28 protein-coding genes and 11 tRNA genes are annotated in these 26,134 nt (G+C 40.6%); 3 read left to right on the plus strand and 36 right to left on the minus strand.

Annotation, left to right across the window (positions count from 1 at the left end):
• Positions 1 to 106: 106 nt before the first annotated feature.
• The 12 genes from ACQKL0_RS19585 to ACQKL0_RS19640 form a co-directional block, all read right to left on the minus strand.
• Positions 107 to 180: transfer RNA gene (locus ACQKL0_RS19585), tRNA-Gly, on the minus strand.
• Positions 181 to 212: 32 nt separating this feature from the next.
• Positions 213 to 289 (minus strand) — tRNA-Pro (locus ACQKL0_RS19590).
• Positions 290 to 296: 7 nt separating this feature from the next.
• Positions 297 to 373: transfer RNA gene (locus tag ACQKL0_RS19595), tRNA-Arg, on the minus strand.
• A gap of 18 nt (positions 374 to 391) precedes the next feature.
• Positions 392 to 477: transfer RNA gene (locus ACQKL0_RS19600), tRNA-Leu, on the minus strand.
• Positions 478 to 532: 55 nt separating this feature from the next.
• Positions 533 to 614 (minus strand) — tRNA-Leu (locus ACQKL0_RS19605).
• Between the two features lie 15 nt (positions 615 to 629).
• Positions 630 to 705, minus strand: a tRNA-Lys gene (locus ACQKL0_RS19610).
• A 10-nt stretch (positions 706 to 715) separates the two neighbouring features.
• A tRNA-Gln gene (locus tag ACQKL0_RS19615) sits at positions 716 to 790 on the minus strand.
• Positions 791 to 871: 81 nt separating this feature from the next.
• A tRNA-Asp gene (locus ACQKL0_RS19620) sits at positions 872 to 947 on the minus strand.
• Between the two features lie 24 nt (positions 948 to 971).
• Positions 972 to 1,043: transfer RNA gene (locus ACQKL0_RS19625), tRNA-Glu, on the minus strand.
• 16 nt (positions 1,044 to 1,059) lie between these two features.
• Positions 1,060 to 1,150: transfer RNA gene (locus ACQKL0_RS19630), tRNA-Ser, on the minus strand.
• Between the two features lie 7 nt (positions 1,151 to 1,157).
• Positions 1,158 to 1,232, minus strand: a tRNA-Asn gene (locus ACQKL0_RS19635).
• Between the two features lie 131 nt (positions 1,233 to 1,363).
• Entirely contained in the window at positions 1,364 to 1,843 is a 480-nt protein-coding gene (locus ACQKL0_RS19640) for a SprT family protein (protein ID WP_402875966.1), read from the minus strand.
• Positions 1,844 to 1,928: 85 nt separating this feature from the next.
• On the opposite strand from ACQKL0_RS19640, the gene cmpA reads away from it, so the two are divergent.
• On the plus strand, positions 1,929 to 2,048 hold the full coding sequence (gene cmpA, locus ACQKL0_RS19645; protein WP_402875969.1) for a cortex morphogenetic protein CmpA: 120 nt from the start codon (positions 1,929 to 1,931) through the stop codon (positions 2,046 to 2,048).
• A 75-nt stretch (positions 2,049 to 2,123) separates the two neighbouring features.
• Here cmpA and ACQKL0_RS19650 read toward each other — a convergent pair whose 3' ends face one another.
• The 14 genes from ACQKL0_RS19650 to acpS all read right to left on the minus strand — a co-directional run bounded on the left by ACQKL0_RS19650 (position 2,124) and on the right by acpS (position 13,465).
• Positions 2,124 to 4,301, minus strand: coding sequence for a Tex family protein (locus ACQKL0_RS19650; protein ID WP_402992014.1), 2,178 nt, complete (start codon positions 4,299 to 4,301; stop codon positions 2,124 to 2,126).
• A gap of 100 nt (positions 4,302 to 4,401) precedes the next feature.
• Complete coding sequence (locus tag ACQKL0_RS19655) at positions 4,402 to 4,947, minus strand: PP2C family serine/threonine-protein phosphatase (protein ID WP_402959825.1); 546 nt, start codon at positions 4,945 to 4,947, stop codon at positions 4,402 to 4,404.
• A 62-nt stretch (positions 4,948 to 5,009) separates the two neighbouring features.
• Positions 5,010 to 5,798, minus strand: a complete 789-nt coding sequence (gene sigB / locus ACQKL0_RS19660) for an RNA polymerase sigma factor SigB (RefSeq protein ID WP_402875971.1) — start codon at positions 5,796 to 5,798, stop codon at positions 5,010 to 5,012.
• Positions 5,776 to 6,249, minus strand: coding sequence for an anti-sigma B factor RsbW (gene rsbW, locus ACQKL0_RS19665; protein WP_402875973.1), 474 nt, complete (start codon positions 6,247 to 6,249; stop codon positions 5,776 to 5,778). Before rsbW ends, sigB begins: the two co-directional genes overlap by 23 nt.
• Positions 6,246 to 6,578 carry an anti-sigma factor antagonist gene (locus ACQKL0_RS19670; RefSeq protein WP_402875975.1) on the minus strand — a complete coding sequence of 111 codons (333 nt, stop codon included), beginning with the start codon at positions 6,576 to 6,578 and terminating at the stop codon, positions 6,246 to 6,248. The genes rsbW and ACQKL0_RS19670 overlap by 4 nt, the downstream gene beginning before the upstream one ends.
• A 62-nt stretch (positions 6,579 to 6,640) precedes the next feature.
• A complete protein-coding gene (locus ACQKL0_RS19675; protein WP_427689132.1) occupies positions 6,641 to 7,651 on the minus strand; it encodes a PP2C family protein-serine/threonine phosphatase in 1,011 nt (336 codons plus the stop codon).
• 8 nt (positions 7,652 to 7,659) lie between these two features.
• The gene (locus ACQKL0_RS19680) at positions 7,660 to 8,061 is read right to left on the minus strand and encodes an anti-sigma regulatory factor (RefSeq protein WP_402875978.1); all 402 of its coding nucleotides are present in this window, start codon (positions 8,059 to 8,061) and stop codon (positions 7,660 to 7,662) included.
• A gap of 3 nt (positions 8,062 to 8,064) precedes the next feature.
• Positions 8,065 to 8,421: an STAS domain-containing protein gene (locus tag ACQKL0_RS19685; protein WP_402875980.1), complete on the minus strand. Its 357-nt coding sequence runs from the start codon at positions 8,419 to 8,421 to the stop codon at positions 8,065 to 8,067.
• Entirely contained in the window at positions 8,418 to 9,251 is an 834-nt protein-coding gene (locus ACQKL0_RS19690; RefSeq protein WP_402959799.1) for an STAS domain-containing protein, read from the minus strand. The genes ACQKL0_RS19685 and ACQKL0_RS19690 overlap by 4 nt, the downstream gene beginning before the upstream one ends.
• A gap of 414 nt (positions 9,252 to 9,665) precedes the next feature.
• Complete coding sequence (locus ACQKL0_RS19695; RefSeq protein WP_402876030.1) at positions 9,666 to 10,016, minus strand: type II toxin-antitoxin system PemK/MazF family toxin; 351 nt, start codon at positions 10,014 to 10,016, stop codon at positions 9,666 to 9,668.
• Between the two features lie 7 nt (positions 10,017 to 10,023).
• Positions 10,024 to 10,305, minus strand: coding sequence for a CopG family ribbon-helix-helix protein (locus ACQKL0_RS19700; protein ID WP_034306380.1), 282 nt, complete (start codon positions 10,303 to 10,305; stop codon positions 10,024 to 10,026).
• Positions 10,306 to 10,467: 162 nt separating this feature from the next.
• Complete coding sequence (gene alr, locus ACQKL0_RS19705; protein WP_427689134.1) at positions 10,468 to 11,625, minus strand: alanine racemase; 1,158 nt, start codon at positions 11,623 to 11,625, stop codon at positions 10,468 to 10,470.
• 245 nt (positions 11,626 to 11,870) lie between these two features.
• Positions 11,871 to 12,875: a LolA family protein gene (locus ACQKL0_RS19710; RefSeq protein WP_402875986.1), complete on the minus strand. Its 1,005-nt coding sequence runs from the start codon at positions 12,873 to 12,875 to the stop codon at positions 11,871 to 11,873.
• A gap of 236 nt (positions 12,876 to 13,111) precedes the next feature.
• On the minus strand, positions 13,112 to 13,465 hold the full coding sequence (gene acpS / locus ACQKL0_RS19715) for a holo-ACP synthase (protein WP_427689136.1): 354 nt from the start codon (positions 13,463 to 13,465) through the stop codon (positions 13,112 to 13,114).
• 105 nt (positions 13,466 to 13,570) lie between these two features.
• Between acpS and ACQKL0_RS19720 the strand changes: the two genes are divergently transcribed.
• Entirely contained in the window at positions 13,571 to 14,161 is a 591-nt protein-coding gene (locus tag ACQKL0_RS19720) for a rhomboid family intramembrane serine protease (RefSeq protein ID WP_402875990.1), read from the plus strand.
• 31 nt (positions 14,162 to 14,192) lie between these two features.
• Here the strand turns inward: ACQKL0_RS19720 and ACQKL0_RS19725 are convergent, their stop codons facing one another.
• The 7 genes from ACQKL0_RS19725 to ACQKL0_RS19755 form a co-directional block, all read right to left on the minus strand.
• Positions 14,193 to 15,653, minus strand: a complete 1,461-nt coding sequence (locus tag ACQKL0_RS19725; RefSeq protein WP_427689138.1) for a PH domain-containing protein — start codon at positions 15,651 to 15,653, stop codon at positions 14,193 to 14,195.
• Positions 15,646 to 16,119, minus strand: coding sequence for a PH domain-containing protein (locus ACQKL0_RS19730; protein ID WP_402875993.1), 474 nt, complete (start codon positions 16,117 to 16,119; stop codon positions 15,646 to 15,648). Before ACQKL0_RS19730 ends, ACQKL0_RS19725 begins: the two co-directional genes overlap by 8 nt.
• A gap of 216 nt (positions 16,120 to 16,335) precedes the next feature.
• A complete protein-coding gene (locus ACQKL0_RS19735) occupies positions 16,336 to 17,826 on the minus strand; it encodes a DEAD/DEAH box helicase (RefSeq protein WP_402875995.1) in 1,491 nt (496 codons plus the stop codon).
• A gap of 902 nt (positions 17,827 to 18,728) precedes the next feature.
• Positions 18,729 to 19,028, minus strand: coding sequence for an STAS domain-containing protein (locus ACQKL0_RS19740; protein ID WP_427689140.1), 300 nt, complete (start codon positions 19,026 to 19,028; stop codon positions 18,729 to 18,731).
• Entirely contained in the window at positions 19,009 to 19,440 is a 432-nt protein-coding gene (locus ACQKL0_RS19745) for an ATP-binding protein (protein ID WP_402959811.1), read from the minus strand. The genes ACQKL0_RS19740 and ACQKL0_RS19745 overlap by 20 nt, the downstream gene beginning before the upstream one ends.
• Positions 19,415 to 19,744 (minus strand): hypothetical protein, encoded by a 330-nt coding sequence (locus tag ACQKL0_RS19750; RefSeq protein WP_427689143.1) that lies wholly within the window; start codon positions 19,742 to 19,744, stop codon positions 19,415 to 19,417. Before ACQKL0_RS19750 ends, ACQKL0_RS19745 begins: the two co-directional genes overlap by 26 nt.
• A gap of 26 nt (positions 19,745 to 19,770) precedes the next feature.
• On the minus strand, positions 19,771 to 21,132 hold the full coding sequence (locus ACQKL0_RS19755) for a protoglobin domain-containing protein (protein WP_427689145.1): 1,362 nt from the start codon (positions 21,130 to 21,132) through the stop codon (positions 19,771 to 19,773).
• Between the two features lie 178 nt (positions 21,133 to 21,310).
• Between ACQKL0_RS19755 and ACQKL0_RS19760 the strand changes: the two genes are divergently transcribed.
• The gene (locus ACQKL0_RS19760) at positions 21,311 to 22,462 is read left to right on the plus strand and encodes a PP2C family protein-serine/threonine phosphatase (protein WP_402959817.1); all 1,152 of its coding nucleotides are present in this window, start codon (positions 21,311 to 21,313) and stop codon (positions 22,460 to 22,462) included.
• A 58-nt stretch (positions 22,463 to 22,520) separates the two neighbouring features.
• Here the strand turns inward: ACQKL0_RS19760 and ACQKL0_RS19765 are convergent, their stop codons facing one another.
• From ACQKL0_RS19765 to ACQKL0_RS19775, 3 genes are all read right to left on the minus strand, one after another.
• Positions 22,521 to 23,900: a UDP-N-acetylmuramoyl-tripeptide--D-alanyl-D-alanine ligase gene (locus ACQKL0_RS19765; RefSeq protein ID WP_427689147.1), complete on the minus strand. Its 1,380-nt coding sequence runs from the start codon at positions 23,898 to 23,900 to the stop codon at positions 22,521 to 22,523.
• A gap of 146 nt (positions 23,901 to 24,046) precedes the next feature.
• Positions 24,047 to 25,129, minus strand: coding sequence for a D-alanine--D-alanine ligase (locus ACQKL0_RS19770; RefSeq protein ID WP_402876007.1), 1,083 nt, complete (start codon positions 25,127 to 25,129; stop codon positions 24,047 to 24,049).
• Between the two features lie 156 nt (positions 25,130 to 25,285).
• On the minus strand, positions 25,286 to 26,068 hold the full coding sequence (locus ACQKL0_RS19775) for a hypothetical protein (protein ID WP_402876009.1): 783 nt from the start codon (positions 26,066 to 26,068) through the stop codon (positions 25,286 to 25,288).
• Positions 26,069 to 26,134: the final 66 nt, after the last annotated feature.

Below are 26,134 nucleotides of genomic sequence, written 5' to 3' on the forward strand. Positions count from 1 at the left end.
AGAAATGTTTGACTTGCTCATTTTGCTTTTTTATAGTGTGTGCTCACTCAAAATTTACGTTGGCGCTTTGTTTTGTTCAGTTTTCAAAGAGCAATAATGGTAATAATGGAGCGGGTGAAGAGAATCGAACTCTCATCATCAGCTTGGAAGGCTGAGGTTTTACCACTAAACTACACCCGCATTATATAATTATGAATGATTCCGAGAAATAATGGTCGGGAAGACAGGATTCGAACCTGCGACCCCTTGGTCCCAAACCAAGTGCTCTACCAAGCTGAGCTACTTCCCGTAAAATATGGTGCGCCCGGCGGGAGTCGAACCTACAACCTTCTGATTCGTAGTCAGATGCTCTATCCAATTGAGCTACGGGCGCTAATTTCTATGATGTTATTGGTGCGGCCGAGAGGAGTCGAACCTCCACGGGGTTTCCCCCACTAGGCCCTCAACCTAGCGCGTCTGCCATTCCGCCACGACCGCGAAAGCGACTTCGTAAGTTTAACACCTTTTCAACTTGTTGTCAAGTAGAAAGTTATGCGGGTGAAGGGACTTGAACCCCCACGCCTTGCGGCGCCAGATCCTAAGTCTGGTGCGTCTGCCAATTCCGCCACACCCGCGTAATAAAATGAAAATGGTGAGCCATGAAGGATTCGAACCTTCGACCCTCTGATTAAAAGTCAGATGCTCTACCAACTGAGCTAATGGCTCTAAATGAAAATGGCTGGGCTAGAAGGGATCGAACCTTCGCATGACGGAATCAAAATCCGTTGCCTTACCGCTTGGCTATAGCCCATCAATCAAACTCATTAACAGCTAGGTTAATATTATATCACTATAACATCACTTTAGCAAGAGTTTATTTTTAAAAAAATAATGGCGGTCCCGACGGGAATCGAACCCGCGATCTCCTGCGTGACAGGCAGGCATGTTAACCGCTACACCACGGGACCAGCAAATAATGTTACGAAAAAAAGTGACCCATACGGGATTCGAACCCGTGTTACCGCCGTGAAAGGGCGGTGTCTTAACCGCTTGACCAATGGGCCTTAATTAAAATGTTTCTGGCGGAGAAGGAGGGATTTGAACCCTCGCGCCGCTCGCGCGACCTACACCCTTAGCAGGGGCGCCTCTTCAGCCTCTTGAGTACTTCCCCAAAAAAATGGCTCCGCAGGTAGGACTCGAACCTACGACCGTTCGGTTAACAGCCGAATGCTCTACCACTGAGCTACTGCGGAATAGTGAAAGTTGGTTCCCTTTTTATGCTCAAGGACCTTAGTGGTTGTCGTGAAGAACAAGTTGTTATCTTGTCGACTCTTATGATTATAAAGAGGTTCAGAGTTAAAGTCAAGACATCTTTTTCTTTTTTTTATTTTTTTATTTCTTTTTCTTTAATCCCTTGGTAAATCAACGTTCCTCGGCACTTTCCACAGACAAATCTCGAAGTATCAATTCTTTTTTTTCTTAAATATACCTGCTGACATTGTGCACATATATATTGAATTGTATTCCTTTTCCTCTTAACTTGATTCGAAGGCAAAGGCGAACAGAATCTTGGGGCTCCCGTTTTTTTCAGTAAATGCTTAAAGTCTGCATCCCGGTGCTGGTACCCTTTCTTCTCAAGATGGAGATGATAGTGACATAATTCATGTTTGATGATCCCAATCAATTCTTCCAAACCACGTTCCTCGAAATATTTCTTGTTTATTTCTATATTATGAGTACCAAGCAAGTACCTTCCACCTGTTGTGCGAAGTCGTGGGTTAAAGCTAGCTTGATGCTTAAACTTCCTTTGAAAGTGATTCATCGAAATTTCCTCAACCAATTTTTGCAATTGTTGATTATCCATCTCCCACACTCCTTCCATGGTAACAAGACAACCTATTATAACATAGACTAATAAAACAACAGGAATCTTTGGGGAGGTTAGTGTTATGCCGAAATGGTTTCAAAACCAAATTAGAAGAGCTTTCTATGATAAGGATTATTATCAAGTGAAAATGTTGAATCAATGCTGGTTTTTTTATCAAAAAAAAGAAACGCTACATTTATGATCATGATTCTACTTACGTAGTGTTCGCTCTCCTATAAAAAAACCCCTTCTAAAAAAGAAGGAGTCTTTTCATTCATTAATTTTGGTCCTTAGGTTGTAACATGGTCAGCGACACTCTCTGTTTTTGAGCATCAACTTGTTCCACCCAAACGGTTACTACGTCTCCGACAGCCACAACGTCCATCGGATTCTTTATAAAACGGTTACTAAGTTTGGATATATGCACGAGGCCATCTTGTTTGACGCCAATGTCCACAAATGCACCGAAGTCTACAACATTTCTCACCGTACCTTGTAGTTCCATGCCGGTCTTTAAATCTTCCATTTTCAAAACGTCCTTTTTAAGCAAGGGTTTTGAAAGCTCGTCTCTCGGATCTCTTCCTGGTTTGACCAAATCATCGATGATGTCTTTAATCGTTATTTCCCCGATATCCAACTCATCAGCCAATTCTTTCGGATTTAAGCTGACTAATTGTTTATTCAACTCATCACTACCAAGGTCATCAGAAGTGAAACCGATTTTCTTTAGCATTTTATTCACAGCTCCATAGTTCTCCGGATGGATGGCTGTTTGATCGAGCGGTTCCTTGCCATTTAAAATGCGTAAGAAGCCTATGCATTGCTCATATGTTTTTGCGCCTAGTCGAGGAATCTTTTTTAATTCCTTCCTACTTGAGAACTTTCCTTCTTCTTCTCTCTTTTTGACGATATTTTGTGCAACAGATTTTGATAACCCCGCTACATATTGTAATAGGGATGGAGAAGCGGTATTGACGTTCACCCCTACTTGGTTAACGGCAGTTTCAACCACGAAGGTAAGAGATTCAGATAGTTTTTTTTGGGAAACATCATGTTGGTACTGCCCTACCCCTACAGATTTAGGATCTATTTTAACAAGTTCAGCAAGTGGATCTTGTAACCTCCTACCAATCGATACAGCACTTCTCTGCTCGACTTGAAGGTCCGGAAACTCCTCACGGGCAATATCTGAAGCTGAATACACGCTCGCTCCCGCTTCATTGACAATGATGTAGGATATGTTCCCTTTCATTTCCTTTAGAATATCAGCAATGAACTGCTCAGACTCCCTAGAAGCGGTCCCGTTTCCAATGGCAACAATCTCTACATTGAAGCGCTGAAGGATTTCTATCGTTTTCGTGCGGGCTGCTTCTTTCTTACCTACAGGAGGATGTGGATAGATTACACTAATGTCCATCACCTTTCCTGTCTCATCAATAACAGCCAATTTACAGCCCGTTCGATACGCAGGATCGAGAGCTAGCACCACTTTCCCTTTAAGCGGAGGTTGTAAAAGCAAATTCCGGAGGTTTTCCGAAAAGATATGAATGGCTTGGTCTTCCGCTTTTTCGGTTAGTTCTTTTCGGATTTCCCTCTCTATAGAAGGTAAAATCAATCGTTTGAAGCCGTCTTCTATGGCGGCTTTAAGCAATTCAGCAACTTCGGACTGATTATTTTTAATCACTTTCCGTTCTAAGTAACTGATGATGATATCCGTTCGCGGTTGTATTGATATTCGTAAAATGTCTTCCTTTTCACCTCTATTAAGGGCTAAAACCCGATGCGGAACGATTTTATGAATGGGCTCCTCATATTCATAGTACATCTCGAAAATCGCTTTCTCATCCTTTTCAGCATTTTTCACGGTCGAGGTCAACTTGCCTGCCTTAAAAATCTCATCCCTGATCCATTTTCTTAATTCGGCATCATCAGAAAGTAATTCAGCAATAATATCCTGAGCACCTGCTATTGCTTCTTCTATAGAAGAGACTTCTTTTTCATCTGATATGAATCCCTCTGCCTTTTCACGGACGGAAGCATAAACCTTACATTCAAGTAACCATAATGCCAGAGGTTCCAGGCCTTTTTCCTTAGCAACCGTAGCCTTAGTCCTTCTCTTTTGTTTATAAGGTCTATAAAGATCTTCGACTTCCTGCAGCTTTCCTGCCTTATCGATCTGTAAAGCCAATTCGTCTGTCATCTTACCCTGTTCACTGATGGATCGGATGACTTCGACTTTTCTCTGACCAAGGTTCTCTAGGTAATTCCACCTGTCCATAATCGAACGGATCTGTACCTCATCTAGCGAACCCGTCATTTCTTTACGATAACGAGCTATAAAAGGCACGGTATTACCATCCTGGAGCATCTGTATGACATTCTGTACTTGATTGTTCTTTAAGGTTAGCTCATTGGATATTTGCTTAATCAATACGTTCAAAGAATCTTCTACCATTACCAATTCATAAAACCTCCACCCTTTTTGTTCTTCTATGTATAGTCTAGCAAATGAACGATCATTGTGCGAATTCGCATACAAAAAAGCCCACTTCCGTTTATGGCGAAAGTAAGCTTCCTAAAATAAGAGTTGTATCATCCGCTGTTTGTGGACAGCTTTCTAAAATACAACGAGCATTTTTTTCGATAGGAACCTTCCTCTTTAGAAACGATTTAGCTCCTTTGAGTTCCAGTCCATCTGAATGAAAAATAAATTTTGCGTTCTGTTCATATTTAAATCTCTGTGTCCTGTACTTTTGCTTTCTACCTGACAAATACCCGGTAACAGGGAGAGGATATACCAACTTGTCATCCATCGGATTATATAGGAAAAAGCGGATGTTCCCTACTGAACTGTAGACAAACTCCTTCTCTTCATAATAAATCTTCATGATGGCGACGGCCGCCCCCCGTTTAGCAATCAATACCTGATTACATACATCCATAAGTGACTCTACATCTAAATGATGATGCATTTTGACTTGCTCTATAACCGCGTGGGAAGATTCATATGCATGTTCCCCACTACCGAGACCATCAGCCAAAACACAAATAAAGTAATCTTCCTCATGAAGAAAGAAGTAATCATCACCACAAAAAACCATATTGTTTTTAGAGGTTTGAGAGACAAGGACTTCTATATTTTCTTCTCGCAAAATCTCTTTAATCACGGAATTAACTCCGAATTTTCAGCATTAATTGCCTCCTGAAGCTTTTTAATTGCACGACGTTGAAGTCTTGAAACATGCATTTGCGATATCCCAAGCTTGTCGCCCGCTTCTTTTTGGCTTAAGTTCTCTAAATACGTGTATTGAATAATCAACTTTTCACGGTCACTCAATACATGGAGAACCTTTTCAAGTACTAATCGTTGGTTGACACGCTCGAAACCTTCGTCAACGTTTCCAAATATATCGAGTAACGTAACCGTACCGCCATCAGAATCTGCCTCGATGGAATGGTCAACGGATAAAGCTTGATAACTTTTTCCCATCTCCATTGCTTCCAAGACTTCTTCTTCGGCTACCCCAATATGGTCCGCTATCTCATCAATTCTTGGCGAACGATGCAGCGTGGTCGTTAATTCCTCAACGGTCACTCTAATTTTCGGTCCAAGTTCTTTAATTCTTCTCGGAACATGGACACTCCATGTTTTATCCCGCAAGAATCTTTTAATTTCGCCGATTATCGTAGGAACCGCAAACGCTTCGAAGCTTTTACCGAAAGATTCGTCATATCGGCGAATGGCACCTAATAAACCAATCATTCCGACCTGAGAGATATCTTCTTGAAACGATTTCCCCTTTGCGTATTTCCTGGAAATCGTCTCCACTAAACCCTTGTAATGAATAACTAAGTTACTTTGTGCTTCATCATCCTGATTCAACTGATAGGCTCTGATCCATTCATTTACCTTTTCTCTTTGCGCTTGATTAGGTTGAGACTGTTTTTGCATCCATCTCCACCTGCTCTCCTTCTAAAAACTTAGTCATAAAAACCGTAACCCCTTCATGCTGGTGAATTTTCACATCATCCATCAAGGTTTCAATGAGGTAAAGGCCCAAGCCTCCTTCTCTTAAGAATTCGACTTTTTCTCCATGTTCATATGGTCCAAGCCCTTGACGTACCTCTTCGAAATTACAGCTTTCACCACTATCAGAAACCATTACTTCCAAACGATCAGGATAGAGCCCAAAACTTACTTTCACTTCGCCATTTTCTTTATCTTTATACGCATGCTGAACCGCATTCGTACAGGCTTCACTTGTAGCGATTTTCAAATCTTCAATTTCGTCGTACGCAAATCCCATTCGGCTACCTATCCCAGAAAGTGTTAAACGAATGACACCGATGAATTCCGGTTTTGCAGGTATTTTCATTTCGATGTAATCATATACTTGACTCATTCTAACCCACCCTCTGTACCACTTTTAATATCAATAATATCTGCAAGACCTGTAATATCAAATAAACGTCGTAACCTTTCCGATAGTCCTATTAAAGTGAATTCGCCATTATGTGCTCTTACGTTTTTAAAAGCACCAACGAATACGCCCAATCCCGTGCTATCCATATAGGATACTTCCTTTAAATCAATAATAATTGAAACATTCTCTTGCTCTGATAGTGGAAATAATGATTCTCTAAGCTTTGGTGCTGTATAGGCATCAATTTCGCCTTGAAGCTTAACTGTATATTCCGTGTTTAACTCATTAACATCTACTGCTATATTCATCCTTGACCCACCTCTTTACATCCTCATCAATTCTTATTTATATATACCCTTGATTTTCAAAGCTAAACATTCGCTTTGAAAATCATTAATGTAAAATCGTCCCGCAGTTGAAAATTCTGCATTTTCTCCAACTGTTTATAAAGATTATTCACTATTTCCTGCGGCTGTAAGTGCATGTTCTTCTTAATGAATTCTATAAGGGTTTCACGCTCTATGAAACCATCACTCGTACGGCATTCCGTTACCCCATCGGATAAAAGGATGATCATGTCACCCGGTTTTACGAATTTTTCATATTGTTTATATTTCGTTTTTTTATCCACGCCCAGCAGTAAACCTTTTGCATCCAAGTCACTGAAGGTTCCGGCAGACGCATCATAATAAAACCCTGGCTCATGCCCGGCCGATGCAAAAGTGAACCGCTTATCATGAGGGTTATATAAGCCATAAAACATCGTAATGAACATGCTCGGATCCACATTATGTTCAACGACGCGATTTAAACTTTCCAGTACACTCTTCGGTTCATGGCGGTGTTCCGGCAAGCTATCCATCGCGTATTTGATCATCGACATGCATAGGGCCGCAGGAATGCCTTTCCCGATTACATCCGCAATGCCTATTCCAATACACCCAAGTTCATCTTCAACAAAGTGATAGTAATCCCCATTCATCTGTCGGGCTGGTACACTTATCACGCCAACATCCAAGTTCTTGATTTCGGGTATCTTCGTTTCCAAAAGGGTGTGTTGCACCTTTGCCGCAATCTCTATTTCAGATTTCAGCTCCTGCTGTTGGTGCCTTAGACTCTGATGTTCACGGTAAGCAATGCCATACCCCATCATGACTTCTAATAGAAAATCGAATGAATCCACCACTTTGGTTGGCAGATCCGGATACAATGCCATTAGATTATTTTTATGCATACTGATGATCTCTTCAGGGGATATATTATATTTAATATTTAATCTGCTGATTTTTTGACCCTGATAGAGAGCTTGTTCATTTTGATCTTTTAAATAGGTAGAAAGCGCCTCCTGGTACTTTTTATCCATTTTTTCTCTTATATCCATATTCCCTCCTAACGGAGCCACTTGATGGCGGAAATCTTAGTCCCCTCACCCGGTATCGACTCAATATCGAAATCATCCATTAAGCGTTTCGCTCCAGGCAGGCCTGCCCCCAACCCCCCTGAGGTCGTAAAACCGTCCTCCATTACTCTACGGATATCCTGTATACCTGGTCCGTTATCTTCTGCAATGATTTTCAAGCCCGACTTGCCGTTTACAAGCAATTTTTCCAGACTCACATTTCCTTGTCCTGCATATAAGTATATATTCCGTGCCAATTCGCTTATGGCGGTTGTGATTCTAGCCTGGTCTACCGTGCCAAAGCCCAGTTCTTTAGCGAAGTTCCTTCCAAGCTGCCTTGCAGCTACTATGTCCCACTCATTAATAATTTTTACGCAGGATTGGACCCCCATACACTAATCCCCCAATTCCTGTTGTAATTTTTCCAGGCCCTTCTCTAGATCTAAAGCTGTTAGGACATCTTCGAGACTAATTCCCAATTCTATTAAGGTAATAGCAACTGCCGGCTGGATTCCTGTAATGACAACCTTGGCCCCCATAAGCTTTGACATACTGAAAACATCTCCCAATACCTTTGCGATAAAGGAATCTATAAAATCAATGGAAGTAATATCAATCACCACACCATTGGCACTGGTTTCATGGATCTTATCCAATAAATCTTCTTGAAATTGAAGGGCAGTCATATCATCCAATTCCCATTGGATAGAGACTAGCAAACAGTCATAAAGCTTTAAAATTGGAATCCTCATATGTCTCTCTCCACCTCTACAATTTTTCGGCTCGTTAATTCCAACGCAACCTCTATTCCCTTCTTCAAGGTGTTTTTTGTAATTACCTCATTCAAGTTAATTCCTAGATTTACGATCGTTTGGGCAATTTCCGGCCGGATCCCGCATAATATGCACCTTGCCCCCACCAATCGAACCGCTTCTCCTGCTTGAATAATATGATGAGCTACCATGGTATCGACTACCGGCACACCCGTAATATCGATAAGAACGACTTCGGATCTGTGCTTGACCACTCCCGTCAAAAGATTTTCCATGATCTGCTTTGCACGTTCCGTATCAATTGTACCGACCAAAGGCATAACCGTGATGCCCTCCAATACGGGAATTAAAGGTGCCGAAAGTTCCTGTAAGGCCATTCTCTGCAACGAGACGGTCCTTTCCCAGGTTTGCGAATATATATTGACGATTTCATTACTTATCGGAGTCGACCATTTATTTAAATAATTAACCAGCTCCATTTGATTATCTGGAGATACAATACCTTTATCAGCCATACCTTGCATGACGATAATCAAGAATTTTTGAAATCCTTCATTGACGAAAGTAAGGGGCCACCCTAGTTGGACCACTTTCTCGGCAAAATCCGAAAGTTTCAACGTGAACTCCCTGTCCTTACTATCGACATGGGCGATTATCATATCTATAAATTCACTACTCGTTTGTGTGAACATCTTATCGGAGACAACTTTTATCAATCTCACATCTGTATTTTCCTTCATGATGTTCATCCATTCAGTTAGGATGTAGTCTTGGTTTTGTTTAATAAAATTGTAAACCAATTGATTCATAATACCCCTCCATTTTACCACAATTACTATGTTTTACCCTCTGCGTCACATCAATGTTACTGAACTGTAATCTTTTCCAATTTTAGTTTTATTTCAATCCTATATATCGATCCTTATAGTCCTAACACATCATTTTACCCAAGATTCACATCAAGAAACATCAATGGAATGGAATGCCGTTGCAAGCACTTTACACCCCTTATCTAATTGTTATTCGTCAAAATCCTCCCATTTCCTGCTTAATGGTTATTTAGTAACTTTAATCGATAGCTTCACCATCATTTTTTGATAAACTGACCGATACACTCAAAAGTTTGTATGCAAAAAAAACGATTCCTATAGAAAAGGAATCGCCAGTTTTACCTTATAGAATTCGAATTATAATAACGCCCGTAATGACGGGAAACTTTTTCTTTAAAACTCAATCAGACCTAAGCTAATTTGCAGAGCTTCATTGACTTTTTGCATCATAGGATCGTCAAGATGTGTTATTTTATCAGTTAAACGCTGCTTATCAATTGTACGGATCTGTTCCAGTAAAATGACAGAATCACGTTCGAATCCGTACTTTTTCGCATTAATCTCAACATGTGTAGGCAATTTCGCTTTTTGAATTTGAGCTGTAATGGCTGCCACTATCACAGTCGGACTAAAGCGATTACCAATATCATTTTGTAGAATGAGTACCGGACGGGTTCCACCTTGCTCTGACCCTACTACCGGAGAAAGGTCTGCGAAGTACACGTCACCACGCTTTACAACAATCAATGGCTCAGCCTCCGCTAACTAAACGTTCAACGCAATGCCCAGCCTCGAACTCAGCTTGAAAAGCTTCAGAAGCAATCGTCAAATTAATGGCCGCCATTTCGATATAACCGCGTTTCATTGATTCGCGAAATTCTTTCTTTTTACGTTCGCGAAGATACATTTTTGTGGCACGATAAATAAATTCACTGCGATTAACATTTTCTTCACTCGCATACCCATCTAGTTCAGTTAAAAAATTTTGAGGTAATCGAATTAATATCTCTCTTGTTGCGCTGGATTCAGACACAAACATACACCTCCACCATCACTACACACCTTTATTATATATCCTTTTCAATATTACCATTAAAATTCCTATCTGCAAAGAGTATATTCCATTTCTCCATTCTATTATCAGCATAATAATGGATTTCTTATTCACAAACTTTGGATTTTCTTACAATCCCGTCTATCCTAATAGTATATTGCGTACATGGCTAAACATGCCGTTTTTCAGATATAACCGTGGAACTCTCGCTCCTAACATGCATGTTACCTCATAATTGATCGTTTCAAGCTTGGTCGCTATTTCATCTACCGATATCGACTCATTTCCATTCTCGCCAATTAGGGTCACTTCCGTTCCCACCGGGAAAGGACGAGGTAATTTGATCATACACTGATCCATGCAAATCCTGCCTACGATGGGGACCCTTTGTCCTTCTACAATAACTTCCTGCCCTTGAAGCTTACGGATCCAACCATCGGCATACCCGATCGGCAAAGTAGCAATCCATTCATCCTCACTAGCCGTATACGTAGCTCCGTAGCTGACACTATCGCCCTTAGCGAGTTGCTTAACGGCGACGATCTTGGTTTTTAAAGAGATCGCCTGTTTCAAAGGAAATGGTAAAAGACCAAGCATTTCTTGGGAGGGGCTTAACCCATACATGGAGATTCCCATTCTGATTGCATTGAAATCGGCTTCAGGGAACCTTAAGGACGCTGCACTATTAGCAGCATGAATGTAAGGAGGTTTCCTAGTCAATACCGATAGCATTTTTTTGAATAATTCAAGTTGCTTTTCATAATAATCCGTATCCAGTTCATCTGCCGTTGCAAAATGAGTGAATACCCCTTGAAAGTTGAAGCATGCTTCCTGTTGAATTGAACTTTCCAATTCCTTGAGCTGTTCTGTCGTACGAACACCAATTCTGCCCATCCCACTATCCACTTTCACATGAACGTCCAGAACCTGCCCTGCCTTGAGTATATGACTTGCCTTTATTAACCAATCACGATCAAAAACAGTCAACGATATGCCATGTCCGGCAGCTATCCCAGCACTTTCGGGTCTCGAAGCCCCTAGAACTAAAATGGGGGCGGTTATTCCCTTTTCTCTTAATGCTAGTGCCTCATCAAGAAATGCGACACATAAAAAGTCGGCACCTGCTTGCAATGCAGTTTGAGCCACTTCGTAATCTCCATGACCATATGCATTTGCTTTGACCACAGCAAACAGACTAACACTGGACGGTAGTCTGTTCTTCATGGTTGAAATATTTTCATACACACTATCTAAGTTCACTTCTGCCCAAGTATCACGATGAAACCCTTGTGTTTCCAAAACCCGTTCCTTCTTTCTGACATCACCAATAACGATTTCTTCTCATTATAGAAGTTTGTTTTTTATTATAGCCCATTCTATTACTAACGGATAGAAAGATAAAGTGCTTTTTTTACCAAAATTTTATATACCGACTAAACGACCGATTACTTCAGTACAGATATATTCTTCTATTCAATGGCAAGCCAAGGCCCTCCCAGCCCAATGTAATTGTGGGAAAGCCTAGCTTGATTGAATTCTTCGCCTTACTTAACAGAATCTCCACCAACAGAACGGGCTATTTCTATCATCTTTTCCTGTGTTAAGTCCTTCGAAGCTAACATGTAATCCACACCTTCAAAGGTCCAGGCTACTGTATTTCCCGTCATCGCCCCCACTGTAAAACCTAAGTCGACAGGCTCTCCATTGACATTGGTAGAAACAGAGGTTTGGACTACTTTAGCTTTTTCTTGCACTAATGTAAAACTAGTTGACCCTTCATAGGTCAGGATGACACGATCTCCCCCATCAGCTGCAATTTTCTTTTCTTCTGTTAGATTCATATCATCAAGATTGGATGGATATTTAACGGAAAATCCTTCATCCTTCACTTCTGCCATGACAGGAGCTTCAAGTTGGGCACTTGTCATGTTCTTTTTCATATCGAATGCATCCTTGTCGAATGTCGTATCAAATTTCACTTTAGAGAATTCCACCAGGACTAATGCTGTTTTATCCGGATCCATGACCTTAACGCTTACCGGGGATAGGTCCTTTTTATTGAGTGTGATTTCTTGAAAAGGAAGCATCTTATTGTTTTGGTAGCGTGTTTTGGTCTCGAAAACATAATGCTTATCCGTTTCTTTATATGTTGCGCTTTTATCTTCCGTGATATCTTTCACCAATGATTCATACAAATAGGCCTGGCTACTGTTTTCCGGCCATTCACTTTGAAACTTGAAGCTTTTGTTCAAAGCGGGCGTCAGTACATACACACCATCATCGTTTTTCAAAATCATTTGACTCTGGTCCTTCTCTTCATTTTTTAGATTCACTCGGTAAAACGCAGGATTTTTATGCCAAATTTCCACAGTGTACACTTGAGGCTCCGTCCCCATCTTCAGCGTCATTTTCGCGTTTGCCTTATACCCCTTCATTTCCCCAATCTTTTCATTTAAATCGCTCACTACATCACCCTGTGATTTTTGGCCGCAAGCAGAAAGAGCAAGCAAGAGCATGATCCCTGCAAAAAGCATTACCATCTTCTTCATCTTTTCAACCCCTTTTTGTCATTTGAACGTAAAAGGGAGAGGAAAAGGCAGGATCCGGACATTGGCTCGACTGATGACTTGCATCCCAAGATTTTAGACACGACTTTTCCCGTCCTGCCAAAACCTTTTTGAGAGCACCTACTCTGCCATGTACCTTTTACCGGGCCTTGTCTCCCTATAGCACTAAATGTATATGAGACAACCTTGAGGTTTATGACCCGATAAGACAAACTCAATCAGTCCCCTTCAACTACGACGTGGGCAATCGCATAGTCACGGCTATGACTGATTGAAAGATGGACACCTTCAGAAAATGGCTTGATAATCATGGGCTTTCCATTTCCATCTGAAACAATTTCTATATCCAAGAAAGATAGATGCCTCCCAATTCCAGTCCCCACTGCTTTTGAAAAGGCTTCCTTGGCAGCAAAACGGCCAGCAAAATACTCAATCTTCCTTCTGCCTTGCAACTTATCAAACAGTAAAATTTCTGAATCGGTTAATATGCGATTTTTGAAGCGAGGCTGCCGACTAAGCAGCAATTCAATCCTATCCAACTCCGTTATATCCACACCAATTCCTTTAATCACTTCAACACCTCTTCTACTAAGTTACTATCTTGCATATTATCAGAGGACGATACCTCCTAAAAAATGATATTATATGTATAGAAATCCAATAATAAGGAGAATTCCATGTTTACAAGAACAGAAAGTTTTCGCGAATACGTGTCTTCTTATCGCGCCGTAACCGGCCTCATGTTCATGATGATGATCGTGTTTGTTTTCAACCTATTCCCTTTGTTTCCTGGTAATGTTCTTTTTTATTATGGTACAGGCGTGAACCTGTACATTGCCGAGGGCCAATGGTGGCGTTTGATTACACCTATTTTTCTGCATGGGACGTTTACACATTTACTTTTTAATGGGTTTTCTCTTGCCATCTTCGGTCCAGCCCTCGAAAAATACCTTGGCTTTGTTAAATTCGCCATCTTTTTTTTAATGACCGGTATCCTAGCCAATATCGCCACTTACTTGTTACTGCCACTCACATATACACACGTAGGTGCAAGCGGCGCAATTTTTGGCATACTAGGCTTCTACCTCTATCTTGTCCTCTTTCATAAAAGCAACTTTTCCACCAATGAAAGAAATACGGTTTATACGTTAACAGGCATTGCAGTAATTATGACATTTATTCAGCCACAAATAAACATTGTCGGTCATTTAGCGGGACTGGCTGCCGGTTTTTTGACAGCGCCCCTTTTCTGGAGAAAAAAATGGTAAACCGAACAGCCGACTCTAAATACGGAGTCGGCTACTTATTGTGCAGGTACCACTTTTCAATTAGATGGCAATCCTTATCTTCTATATCAACCACTGTACCCACTTGGGAGCTGATTCCTGACTTTATGGAAGCTGATATCGTCGCTAAATGGCTTCGCTTCTGGAAATATCCCTTTTTATATGTAAGCGATTGAATCCTGTTTCTTGGCATGATTAAAGTCTGCTTGGAGATTAAACGGCTGCTCAGTATCAATAAGTCCCCCTGGGTCTTCCACCCGGCCTCTATGAACTGCAAATAGGACCAAAGGAAGGCAAGTGGAATCAGTAATAAGGAGAAAAATCCCCATGTTCTGAAGAACCATATGAGGACCGCGATAATCGGGATGAATACGATTGCTTTGCGGATGACATAACGATAATAAGCACGTCTAGGCAAAGGCGTTATATCCACTACCGTTTCATAGCCTGGTAAAAATTCTTGGATTTTATCAGGCAAGTGTTTCTTTTTAATTAACGGAAAGAGCATGATGGAAAGACTTTCACGATCTTCCACACTTCCCCCAGCATACTCCAAATACACAGTGGCCAATCCCAATGGCTTACGTACGAGATTTTCCATGATCCGAATCCCCTGGACCTTGCGGATGGGAATCGTTAATTGTTTTTTCTCCAACAATCCCCTTGTAATAACAAGCTCCTCACCTGTCCTCAAAGCGGTGAAGTTGGCATATCTAATGACCATACTCACAGTGGCCAACACGTAAACGACCAATAAGCCCAAAATGGCAAAACCAGTTAGTATGACTGACCCGAGCCCGATATACTCTTCATAATTCTTGAAGATTTTTTCAAAAGGAATGATTTCATCGAACTGTGATATAAAAGCGATTCCACCGGATAAGAATACACCGATTGCCCCCGACGTTGCCGCCATAACAAAAAGTTGAGGCAACGCTTGCTTAAAAGTAGAGGAAGCTCTATCTTTTTCCACGACGTGTAAATCTTCTTCTGTACGTTCCCCTTCAAGGATGTCAGAAGAAGTTTTTTTCTTTTTCTCCTCAATAATTATTGTATTCAGCTGATTCGCTTCGCTTTTTCTAATGGCGGACAAAACGGCATCAGCCTGAGTGCCACCAGCCGTTTCGATATTCACTTTCACAAGCCTGAATATGCGTTGGATAATCCCCTCTGAAATATCGATACTATGTATCCGGTCAAACTTAATATAACGCTTCTTCCTGATGAATACGCCGGATTCTATCCTGAGCTCCCCGGACTCTAACCGGTATGTAAAGCGCAACCATTGTATGAAAGCACGAATAACGAGCAAGAGCACAACGACGCCGATAACTAATGGCTGGACCCATCCCGGGACATCATTATTTTGCCCTGGTAACACGATCACTATCAAGAATGGCAAAACCAACTCTTTTATCGATTTAATGATATTGAGAAGGACAGCAATGGGGTGAAGCCGTTTCGGTTCAAACATCTTCTTCCTCCACACTGGCCATCCTGGAAATATAGTGCCGTAATTCATCCGCTTCCGTTAAATCCAGAGCAGGTATAATATGCACCGTTGCAGCTGTGGATATTTCCACGGATGCCAAATCATACTTCCTTAATAAGGGGCCTTGCTTCGTTTCAACATGCTGTACCCGAATCATCGGGATGAGGGTCCTTTTAATCACAAAAATCCCACTTTGGATATCAATCTCCGTATTTCGCACGTCATAACGCCATCTTTTCCAGCGTAAAGAAGGAATCAAAAATACGGTCAGGTAACATTGAACGAAAGAGAAGATAAGCAACGCTCCAAAGATCCAATAAGTCCACCCTTGAATGATCGTCAGCACTAAAATGACCAAGCTCAAAACCCAAATGATTGAACAGCCAATAAGCCCACTGAATTTCCAAGCAGTCAGTGCCTTATGGGATATGAGGCTTTGAGGTTCCATAGTACCCTCCTTTTCCGATTTAAAATGAATGCTCTTGTTATTCCACACATTGGTGTGCATCCAATTTGATATACCTCATTGTACAGAATTCAAACTTTTCTTACAACTACCTCATTCATTTAATTCTATTTATTACAAAAACATCCACTTAAACACTTTATTGAATAAAAAATAAGCCGCTCAGATGAGCGACTTATTTATCGAAATTCATTTCAATTAATTGCTAGATTTTTCTCTTTTTTGGCTTGTGCTACGGTTGCCATAGCCATTAGATTTACGGTTCGAGCTAGGACGTTTGTTTGCCCCGCTACCGTAATCTTTTCTGCCTGAAGAACTACGTCCATTACGCGGTCTGTTAGACGAACTGCTTCCACCACGGTTACGACGCATTGAAGGAGATTCTTCAGTTAATTTAATCGGAGTTTGATCCGGTTCTTTCGTCATTGACTTAAGCATAGCTGCAACTAAATCAGCTGCACTATGTTGTTTTAATAACTCTTCAGCTTGACCAAGGTATAACGATAAATCGTCATTCTCGATTGCAGAAAGAACTTTCTCCGTTACTGCTTTTTGTTGCCCTTGCAACGCTTCAGTTGAAGTAGGAGTTTTCATTCTCTCCATACGTTTTCTAGTTGTATGTTCAACTGCTTGAAGTTGCCCTCTTTCTCTTGGTGTTACAAATGTGATTGCAATACCATGTTTACCGGCACGTCCTGTACGACCGATACGGTGAACGTAACTTTCTGGGTCTTGAGGAATATCAAAGTTGTATACATGCGTTACACCGGAAATATCAAGTCCACGAGCGGCTACGTCCGTAGCGACAAGGACATCAAGATTTCCTTCTTTGAATTTCTTCAATACAGAAATACGCTTCGCTTGGCTAAGGTCACCGTGAATTCCTTCAGCACTATAGCCACGGATATTCAATGCAGAAGACAATTCATCGACGCGACGTTTTGTACGTCCGAATACGATGGCAAGTTCTGGTGTTTGGATATCGAAAAGACGTGCTAATGTATCGAATTTTTCACTTTCTCTTAATTCCAAGTAGTATTGTTCGATGCGGTCAACAGTCATCTCTTTCGCTTTTACACGAACAAGAACTGGTTCATGCATGAAACGTTCTGCAATTTTACGGATTGGGTCAGGCATTGTAGCTGAGAAAAGCAATGTTTGTCTTTCATCAGGAACCGTTGAAAGGATAGACTCGATATCCTCAATGAATCCCATGTTAAGCATTTCATCCGCTTCATCAAGGACTACAGTGTGAACTCCACCTAATTTTATGTTTTTACGTTTGATATGATCTAACAGACGACCAGGTGTACCAACGATGATATGTGGTTTTTTCTTTAAGGCACGGATTTGACGGTCGATGTCTTGTCCTCCGTACACTGCTAATACACGAGCGCGCTTTCCGTAACCAAGTTTGAAAAGTTCTTCAGAAACTTGAATGGCAAGCTCACGAGTAGGTGCAATAACAATCCCTTGCACATTTTCGTTGGCAATATCGATGTTTTCCATCAATGGAATACCGAATGCTGCTGTTTTACCTGTTCCCGTTTGCGCTTGACCAATAATATCTTTACCTTCAAGTGCTAGAGGAATCGTTTGGGCTTGAATCGGACTCGCTTCTTCAAATCCCATTTTTTCTATTGATTTCATAGACGTTCTATCTAAACCTAATTCGCTAAACAATGTCAATGTTTTCGTACTCCTTTTTATATCGTAAATTTACACGTGCATTCAATGCACGAATTGATTAGTTCAAATCCTCATCATCATGACAGATGTTCTACTTTATTCTTATGAAAAAGTTTATCATTATCACCTAAAAGAATATCTACCTTTTAGCTCTAATGAACTCAATATGATTTTTTAAAAAGGAAATATACCAGTACTTGCGTTTCACTGGCATTTAATGCATTGCGCACGTGTAGACTTATTTTTAACATACGCCCATCTTTTTAAAAGTGCATGTAACCAAAATTAAATTCAAAATGGAAAATTAAAAGTAGCATAAACGGTTATTCACCGTTTTATTTCAGGTGAGGGCTGCTGCACCTATTATTCCACAGACTTAAAAGTCTGTCTGAATAAAACTTGACGAGCGCCAAGATTCTTATACAAAACAGGCCCGGTGCGTTGAGGATGTGCAGAAGTGGAAAGACGCTAAATGCAGCTTATTTCCCTATTAGCTACTAAAGCCACTGTGGTACGCAGCTTTTATATATGACCAGACGCGCGGCCTATTTAATCTAAAATAATCTCAAAAAACCTCATGAAAAACATGAAAGAAGAAACAAAATGTTGCCTCAACCTGATTAATCTAATTAATTATTCATCAATGATAAGACATTTAAACTCATACTTCATATTACCATTTTCAAACTGTTATTGCAATAAAGGATATTTTCGTATCCATCGTTACTTATAAAGAATACGGCGGGAAGCCGACATGTCAAATATCCATTTCCCCCAAAAACAATAGTCTTGATACCCATTCATCGGGTTTTTCTCCTAGAAGTGAAATAAGGAACGATGCCCAACCGATTCCGAAATAAAAAAAAGCCGGGTACCCATATGGTACCCGAACTCCTTCCCATTTAGACCAATAAAACGAATTGTTCCATTTTACAAATGGACAATATCTTTTTCACAGGCTTCGTTGCACCCGTCATTTCTATTTCCAAGTTTGCGGATAATGGATATAACCATTTAACGAGGAAACTAATGCCGGTGCTATCAATAAATTTCACTTTTGATAAATCGATTTGAAGGCGATCTATATTATCCGGAACCTGGAAGGTATTCAAGAGCCTTTCAAGATAGGACGAGTTCTCATAATGAATATCACTTAAGATATGCACATTAAACGTATTTTGATCAATATGGACATGAAGCATGCGCGCCCACCACCTCTTTCACATTAAATACCGCTGTAGCTCTTTTTCCTGCCTCATCAAAGGAAAACTCACATAATTGCTGGATCAAGTATAAGCCCCTGCCCCCTTCATTACTCACATCGGGGCATTCCATCTTCCTATAGCTCTCCCAATTAAACCCTCCAGCAAATGAATGAATTTTTATGGAGATTCTCTCGAAGGCTTCTTCCTCAATCTCTAGATCTGCTTTATCCTGACCTTCATGTTGTATAACGTTCGATAAAAGTTCCCAAATCACTAATTTCACATTAAAGAACAAAAATTCAGAGCTATCCTTTACCTTAAACATTTCAAATTCCTGCATGATTTCATTTACAGTCTGGGCGAGCGTTTTCACATTCAACTGTCTAACCTGAATTTTTTTTATTGGCATTTTGAATCTGCTCCAAAGTTTTTGAAAGATATGGATGAATATAATCTTCCTGATGTTCTAATCGGTAAAACTGGCTCCAGACTGAACCTATTATTGCTTTTGTTTCTAAAGTAATATTTTCTTCCACGCATCGATCGATTTGCAACAGCCACAACTTTATCGGAAGCCTTTCCTTGGGAGTGTTTGGCCGTTCACCCACATCGATGCGAATAATCTTTTCATTCGCCTGTTCTAGAAGAACTTGTGTCATTTCATACGTTGATGCATACGTTTTCCCTTCAAATTCCAGGTACCCTTTCATCATAGGTCACCTCTTTAATTTAGTATCCATTAACCCTTGAACTTCTGCGATAGTTCACTATTCAATGAGCTCAATTGCTCAGCCATCTCTGCTATTTGGGAAGAAGCCGATGTGAGTTCCTCAAACGTTGATCTAAATTCTCCAATCTCTCCGCCTAAATGGCTGATTTTGTTGTCGCTCTCTTTTACACTTCTTACCGAATCATCCAGGATATCTATGATTTCTTTATTTACATGTCCAAAGAATCTCGCTTCATCCACGATACTTTGAAAACTCTCATCAAATTTCATTACCGTCTTCTGGACTGACGTCACCTGTTGTTGAATGGAATCAAGTGATAGCTCGGTTTTGCGGGCAAGGTTCCTAACTTCTTGTGCCACTATTGAGAAACCTTTTCCATGTTGGCCTGCTCGAGCTGCTTCAATCCCTGCATTTAGCGATAGAATATTGGTTTGGTTAGATAGGACGCGTATCGTTTGTACCACTTGCCCAATATGTAAGGAGTTCTCATTCAGTTCCTCTGTTAAGTTCTTAACTTTTTCGATTAAGTCCACGGCATCATCGACTTTTTTCAAAGCCCTCGACACATTGCTTTTTCCTGTTTCAACATGATGGATCATCGCTTTTGACCCAGTATTAATCTCTTCAATATCGTCGAGCATACTTTGGACCCAAGTATCCCGTTCGGCTAGCGAAGCCATGGTTTGTTTCGCACTAGTCGCCAAGATGGAAGAAGAGTCATTCAAACGGTATTGAAGCTCCTCAATCTCGTTTAGCTTCATCATGGATGATGTATAAGACGTTATATAAGTCTGGATCGCAATTTGCATATCGAATGAACAAAGCTTTTGAAATGAGTAATAATAACCCTGGGCTTCTTGCCAACTATCACACTCACGGGTCAACATCTGTAGGACCTCATGTTGAATGATGGTAAAGGCACCGATATACCACTCTGGGAAAAGACCTATCCGGTTATGCACACTACCAATAACCTTACGTCGTACCACGTACTTCTCCCCGACGTCCCCCGAAACCATATCCAGAATATATTTCTCTAATGTCTGCTTTAACCTATGTATAGTGGAATGTTCCTGTATGATCATGGTTAGGTTGGGAATTTCCGAAATGCGAGCATAAAAAGCGTCCACTATCTTTTCAACGTTCTTTTCCATAATAGGCTTTAGACTCATAAGTGTCGTAATATCCTGTTCCTCCAAATTCACAAACATAAGCTGAAGAGCATTCTTTCCCTTTTCAATTTCCGAGAATATAGGTGCACGAGTCGGAGTAGATCCTATTTTAATGGGGACTGTAGGCTGCTTCTCTTGTTTCTTCAATGATTCCTTATTTTTCAAACTAAATAATGATGTAAATGGACACCCACTCAACTGTATTTCCCCTTCCCTTTGTAAGACTTTATACCTACCATATTTTACATTATAACCCAATAAACATGCAGTAATATCAACAATATTATGAATTCTTGTGCAAAAAAAGCATGAAATGTGTCTTTGTATAGTATAATAGTCCTGCACATGCACAACCTAACAAATATCAGGGGGTTATATGAATATATATACGTTGGATATCCCAGAATGTAGAGACTTTAGCCTTGTATTACAAACACTAGACAAGAAAGTCATTTTTTTAGAAGACCCGGTAGGACAACAACATCTGTTTCGAAATAAGACGGACTTATTGCAATCCTTATTCATCCTACCTTTATACCTTTCGAGAGACTCCTCCCAACAAACCGCCTTATTTGCTTTAGCCGAGTCTTATGAGATACCCATACTATTCATTTATAAGCGTTCAAAAAAGTTAAAGGATCCACAGACCTTACCCAAAAAAACGATTTATGAGTCGATGGCCTTCCCTGCAGACCCAGTGGAGATTAAGCTGAAATTGAAAGCTCTTCAGAATATTAGCATGCAGTTATACTCAACGAAGATGAAGGAACAGGAACTAGTAAATATCGGACTTAAAGTTAAGCAAAACTTGCGTGTAGCTCAAAACTTTCAACAGCTTGTCCTTCCTACATCCATACAAAAGAAAGATATCGAAATCCAGGGGCTTTTCCAGCCATCAAGTGAGCTGTCGGGGGATTTATTTTACTGGCAGGAGGTCGAGGACGGGAAATACGGGTTCATCATCATCGATGTTTGTGGAAAAGGAATTCAAGCCGCACTCATCAGCATGTCTATCCGCTCTTTAATGCCTGGGCTTATCAAGCGTGTAAAAGACCCCACCTTCATTACGAAAGAACTGAACAAGCATATGGGCCATCTGTTCCAGGAGTATCAAAAGGAAAATACGAATGCCCCATACTTTACGGCCTTCATTGCTTTTGTGGATACGGCCGCTCGAATTATTGAATATGTTAACAATGGGCATCCTCCTGCAATGATGTATTCCCCTTGCAATAATGAATTGCAAATTTTAAGTAATGGCTCGATGCCTATAGGGCTTGTACCAGATATGCCTATAGAAAAAGGGTCCATTCACTATGAAGCTGGGAGTCGTTTCGTTATATATACCGACGGGCTTTCTGAGTCTCCCAGTAACCATACCATTCATAGATTCGATAAGATTGAACAGGAGTTTATAGATAATGTCCACTTAGATACATCAGATCTTCTTCATGAATTATTACTCTCCAGGATGAAGCATTCCGAAATCAATGATGATATCTGCATCATTGCTGGTACCTTGTTTTAAGCGTCCAATAGAGAAAGAACCGATTTCATAATGAAATCGGCTCTTTTTCTATTTCTCATCATTTTTGCAAGGCTTTTACGACTTCTTCTAACTTCATGCCTCTTGAAGCTTTGACCAAAATTAAATCATGGGCATCAGTAGAAGTCTGTAGCGCTTCTATTAATTGTTGTTTATCTTGAAAAGATTGAACATTCTCAGCTGCAAATGTTTTACGTGCACCCTTAGCAATATATTCGGCAAGCGGTCCATATGTAAAGACCTTATCAATTTGATCAACCGCTATCAGTTCACCTATTCTCAAGTGGAAATCTTTTTCGCTTGCTCCTAACTCCAACATATCTCCAAGTACAAGGATTTTATTCCTAAAACCGGATAGACCCTCAATCAGCTCAATTGCTGCCTTGACGGAAGTGGGGCTGGCATTGTAAGCATCATTAATGATTTTCTGCCCATTTATGCCTTCGACCATCTCCATCCTCATGTTTGTAAGGCGAATGGCTTCTAAACCCTTATGGATGGATTCGTTACCTATATTCAGTTCTTTTGCGGCAAGAATGGCAGCCAATGCATTGAGCACGTTATGCTGACCCAAAACCGGGATTTGATAGTCACCTTGATTCTCTCCCCCAAGTGTAAACGAGGTACTGTCTGCCTCTTGGGTAATCGTCAATGGGAACAAGTCATTCCGCTCCGTACGTCCGAAGGATAGGACACGTAAATGGGGGAATTGCTTTTGAATCCGGCTTTCCAGCAAAGGTTCGTCACCATGGTAAATAAGCGTTCCGCCCTGTGGCAATCCCTCCACGATTTCTAGCTTCGCATTGGCGATTTCTTCTCGCGAGCCTAAATCCAACAAATGCGATTCGCCTATATTTGTAATAATGGCTACATCTGGTTTTGCTAGCTTGGATAAAAATTCGATTTCCCCACGACTACTCATGCCCATTTCTAAAACGGCTGCTTCTGTTTCCTCATCCATGGATAGGATAGTAAGTGGTAATCCAAGATGATTATTGAAGTTACCATTCGTCTTATGGACTTTATAGGTAGTGGCCAGCAGGGCAGCCGTCATATCTTTCGTAGTGGTTTTACCATTGCTCCCCGTTATTCCAATGACTTTAATATTCAATTGGTCCCGATAAGCGCGTGCCAATTGCTGTAATGCCTTTTCAGTATTTTCCACAAGGATGATTGGTAAATCAGTAGGTGGATTCGGAATATCCTGCTGCCAAAAAGAAGCGGATGCTCCCTGCGCAATGGCACTTCTGACATATTGATGGCCATCGACTTGCTCTCCCTTTAACGGAACGAACAAGCATCCTTTCGTAACCGCTCTTGAATCGATGGTTACACCATGAATTTCAATGGGTTCAAATACCTTACTATCGTTCAATCCATTTACCATCTCAGATATTTGTTTCAACGTTCTCTTTATCACTTTCGTTCCTCCTTCGTTCATCGAACTAAATCTTCCATTTTCTTTATAACCAAACTAAGCAGCAATCGGCATGGAGAACCGATTCCTGCTTGCTAGAGTAAGTCCTGCGTATAATTGAAATACAGGAACCCACTTTACATTACCGCTTACACTGTATATTTAATTTGTTGTTTTTCTTCATAGCGCTCTAAAGCAAGCTTCACAAGTTCTTCTATTAATTGTGGATATTCAAGACCCGTGTGCTTCCATAATAGCGGGAACATGCTGAATGGCGTAAAGCCAGGCATCGTATTCACTTCATTAATATAGACCTTTCCATCTTTCGTCAAAAAGAAATCGGCCCGGACGAGTCCTGAACAGTCCAATGACTTAAAGGCTGTGATTGCCATTTGAGATAAAGCTTTATATTGACTTTCCTCTATTTCGGCAGGTATGGCCATCGCTGAATTTCCGTCGACGTATTTAGCTGAATAATCATAGAAGTCAAAGTCTGTCTTAGGAATGATTTCTCCTGCCACAGAACAAGATGGGGTATCATTCCCGATCACGCCAAACTCCACTTCACGGGCGATGACTCCTTCTTCAACGATGATTTTCCGATCGAATTGAAATGCTTCTGCGACTGCCTTCTTCAACTCATTAGCATTATTACATTTGCTGACTCCTACGCTTGAGCCTAAATTAGCCGGTTTTACAAAACAAGGGTACCCACATACTTCTTCCACCTTCTCAATGGACCGTTCTGTGTTACTCTCCCATTCCGAGCGGATGAACCATGTATAGTTAACTTGCGGTAATCCCGCCTGTGCAAAAATATTTTTCATGATGACCTTATCCATCCCTGCGGATGAAGCCAGTACCCCATTTCCCACATAAGGAAGATTCAACAGCTCAAGCATCCCCTGCACTGTTCCATCTTCGCCATTCGGTCCATGTAGAAGAGGGAAAATGACATCATATCCCGTGGAACCACTATTTTCATCAGTTAAATGGGCTTGCAATGACAAAGGAGAAGTCAATTTATCGGATGATAAAGCCAATTCCTCCACGGATTTTGCCGGGCCAGTCAACTTTGGACCATTTACCCAAGAACCTTCTTTTGTTATGTAAATCGGATATATGTCAAACTTTGCTAAGTCGAGAGCTTTAATGACTGCTAAAGCTGTCTGCAAAGAAACATCATGTTCCGCAGATTTCCCACCATAAAGCAAACCAAGTTTAGTTTTCATGAGTTATTACCCTCCAATATTCTTTTAACCATATTCCATTGTAACACTTTACACTAAAACGGGAAAAGTGAAAGTTCCCCCTTCTATAGCTATAATTAGAAGTTTATGCACCCAGTTGCAAGTCCTACGACCCAAACCCTTAATTAGCTAAAGAAGTTATTTATATAGCGTCGTGTTGATAACGCTCTCCCAAACCTTTTCTTTACGATGAAAAGTAATGAAGGCATCAGGTCCTTGTTCTTTTCTATCTAAGAAATCATCATGCATTTCATCCATGTTCAAATAATCTCCCACGATCCATGCTGGGATCTCGATTTTGGTCCTTGTAATCTTCACATGTCTAAAAGAAAAAACTATACCTTCCGCCAATATAGGAGCCAGGGAAGAAATAATATCCAAAGGAATTGCCGGCAATTCTTTTTTCTTCCTCATTCCTAACCATGTTCTTTCGACTTTCAATGGTTCAAGCTTCAACGGAAGTAAATTTCCCAGCATCTTATAGTACGTTGAAATCGAACGAAAGTAAATTTTATTAAACCATCCATCATCTTGGGCCAGATAGACAAATTGATTATTCAGTTTGTGAAAGAAAGGGGGTTCTAAGTGATTTTTAGTATGCCCCACATATAGGAGTTCCGCTAATTCCCTGCCGTCCAATTCTTCTAGACAATCCGCTTCCTTAAAATCGACCCAACAGAAATCTCCATATGCACGAACATCCTCTTTAAGTAGCTTATAAACATTCTCAGATGACACGCTCTCCAGCAAGACATTCAAATCGTACTCCCCACCATCATATTGATGTTTCAATAATAAGATGGAATTCAAGCTATGCGGTAAGGAATAAGAGAATTCTCGAAAATTAAGGCCATTAAAAAGGACAAATCTTTCGGAAGCCTGCATATGCATATATAAGATGTCATTACCTTCATTTTTCATGATTATATTCCCTCCGAGCCTTTCATCAATAGTTCTATTTTATCAAACTTTTTAATATTCACGAAG

The sequence above is a fragment of the Peribacillus sp. NPDC097264 genome (assembly GCF_050277925.1).
Lineage (GTDB): Bacteria > Bacillota > Bacilli > Bacillales > DSM-1321 > Peribacillus.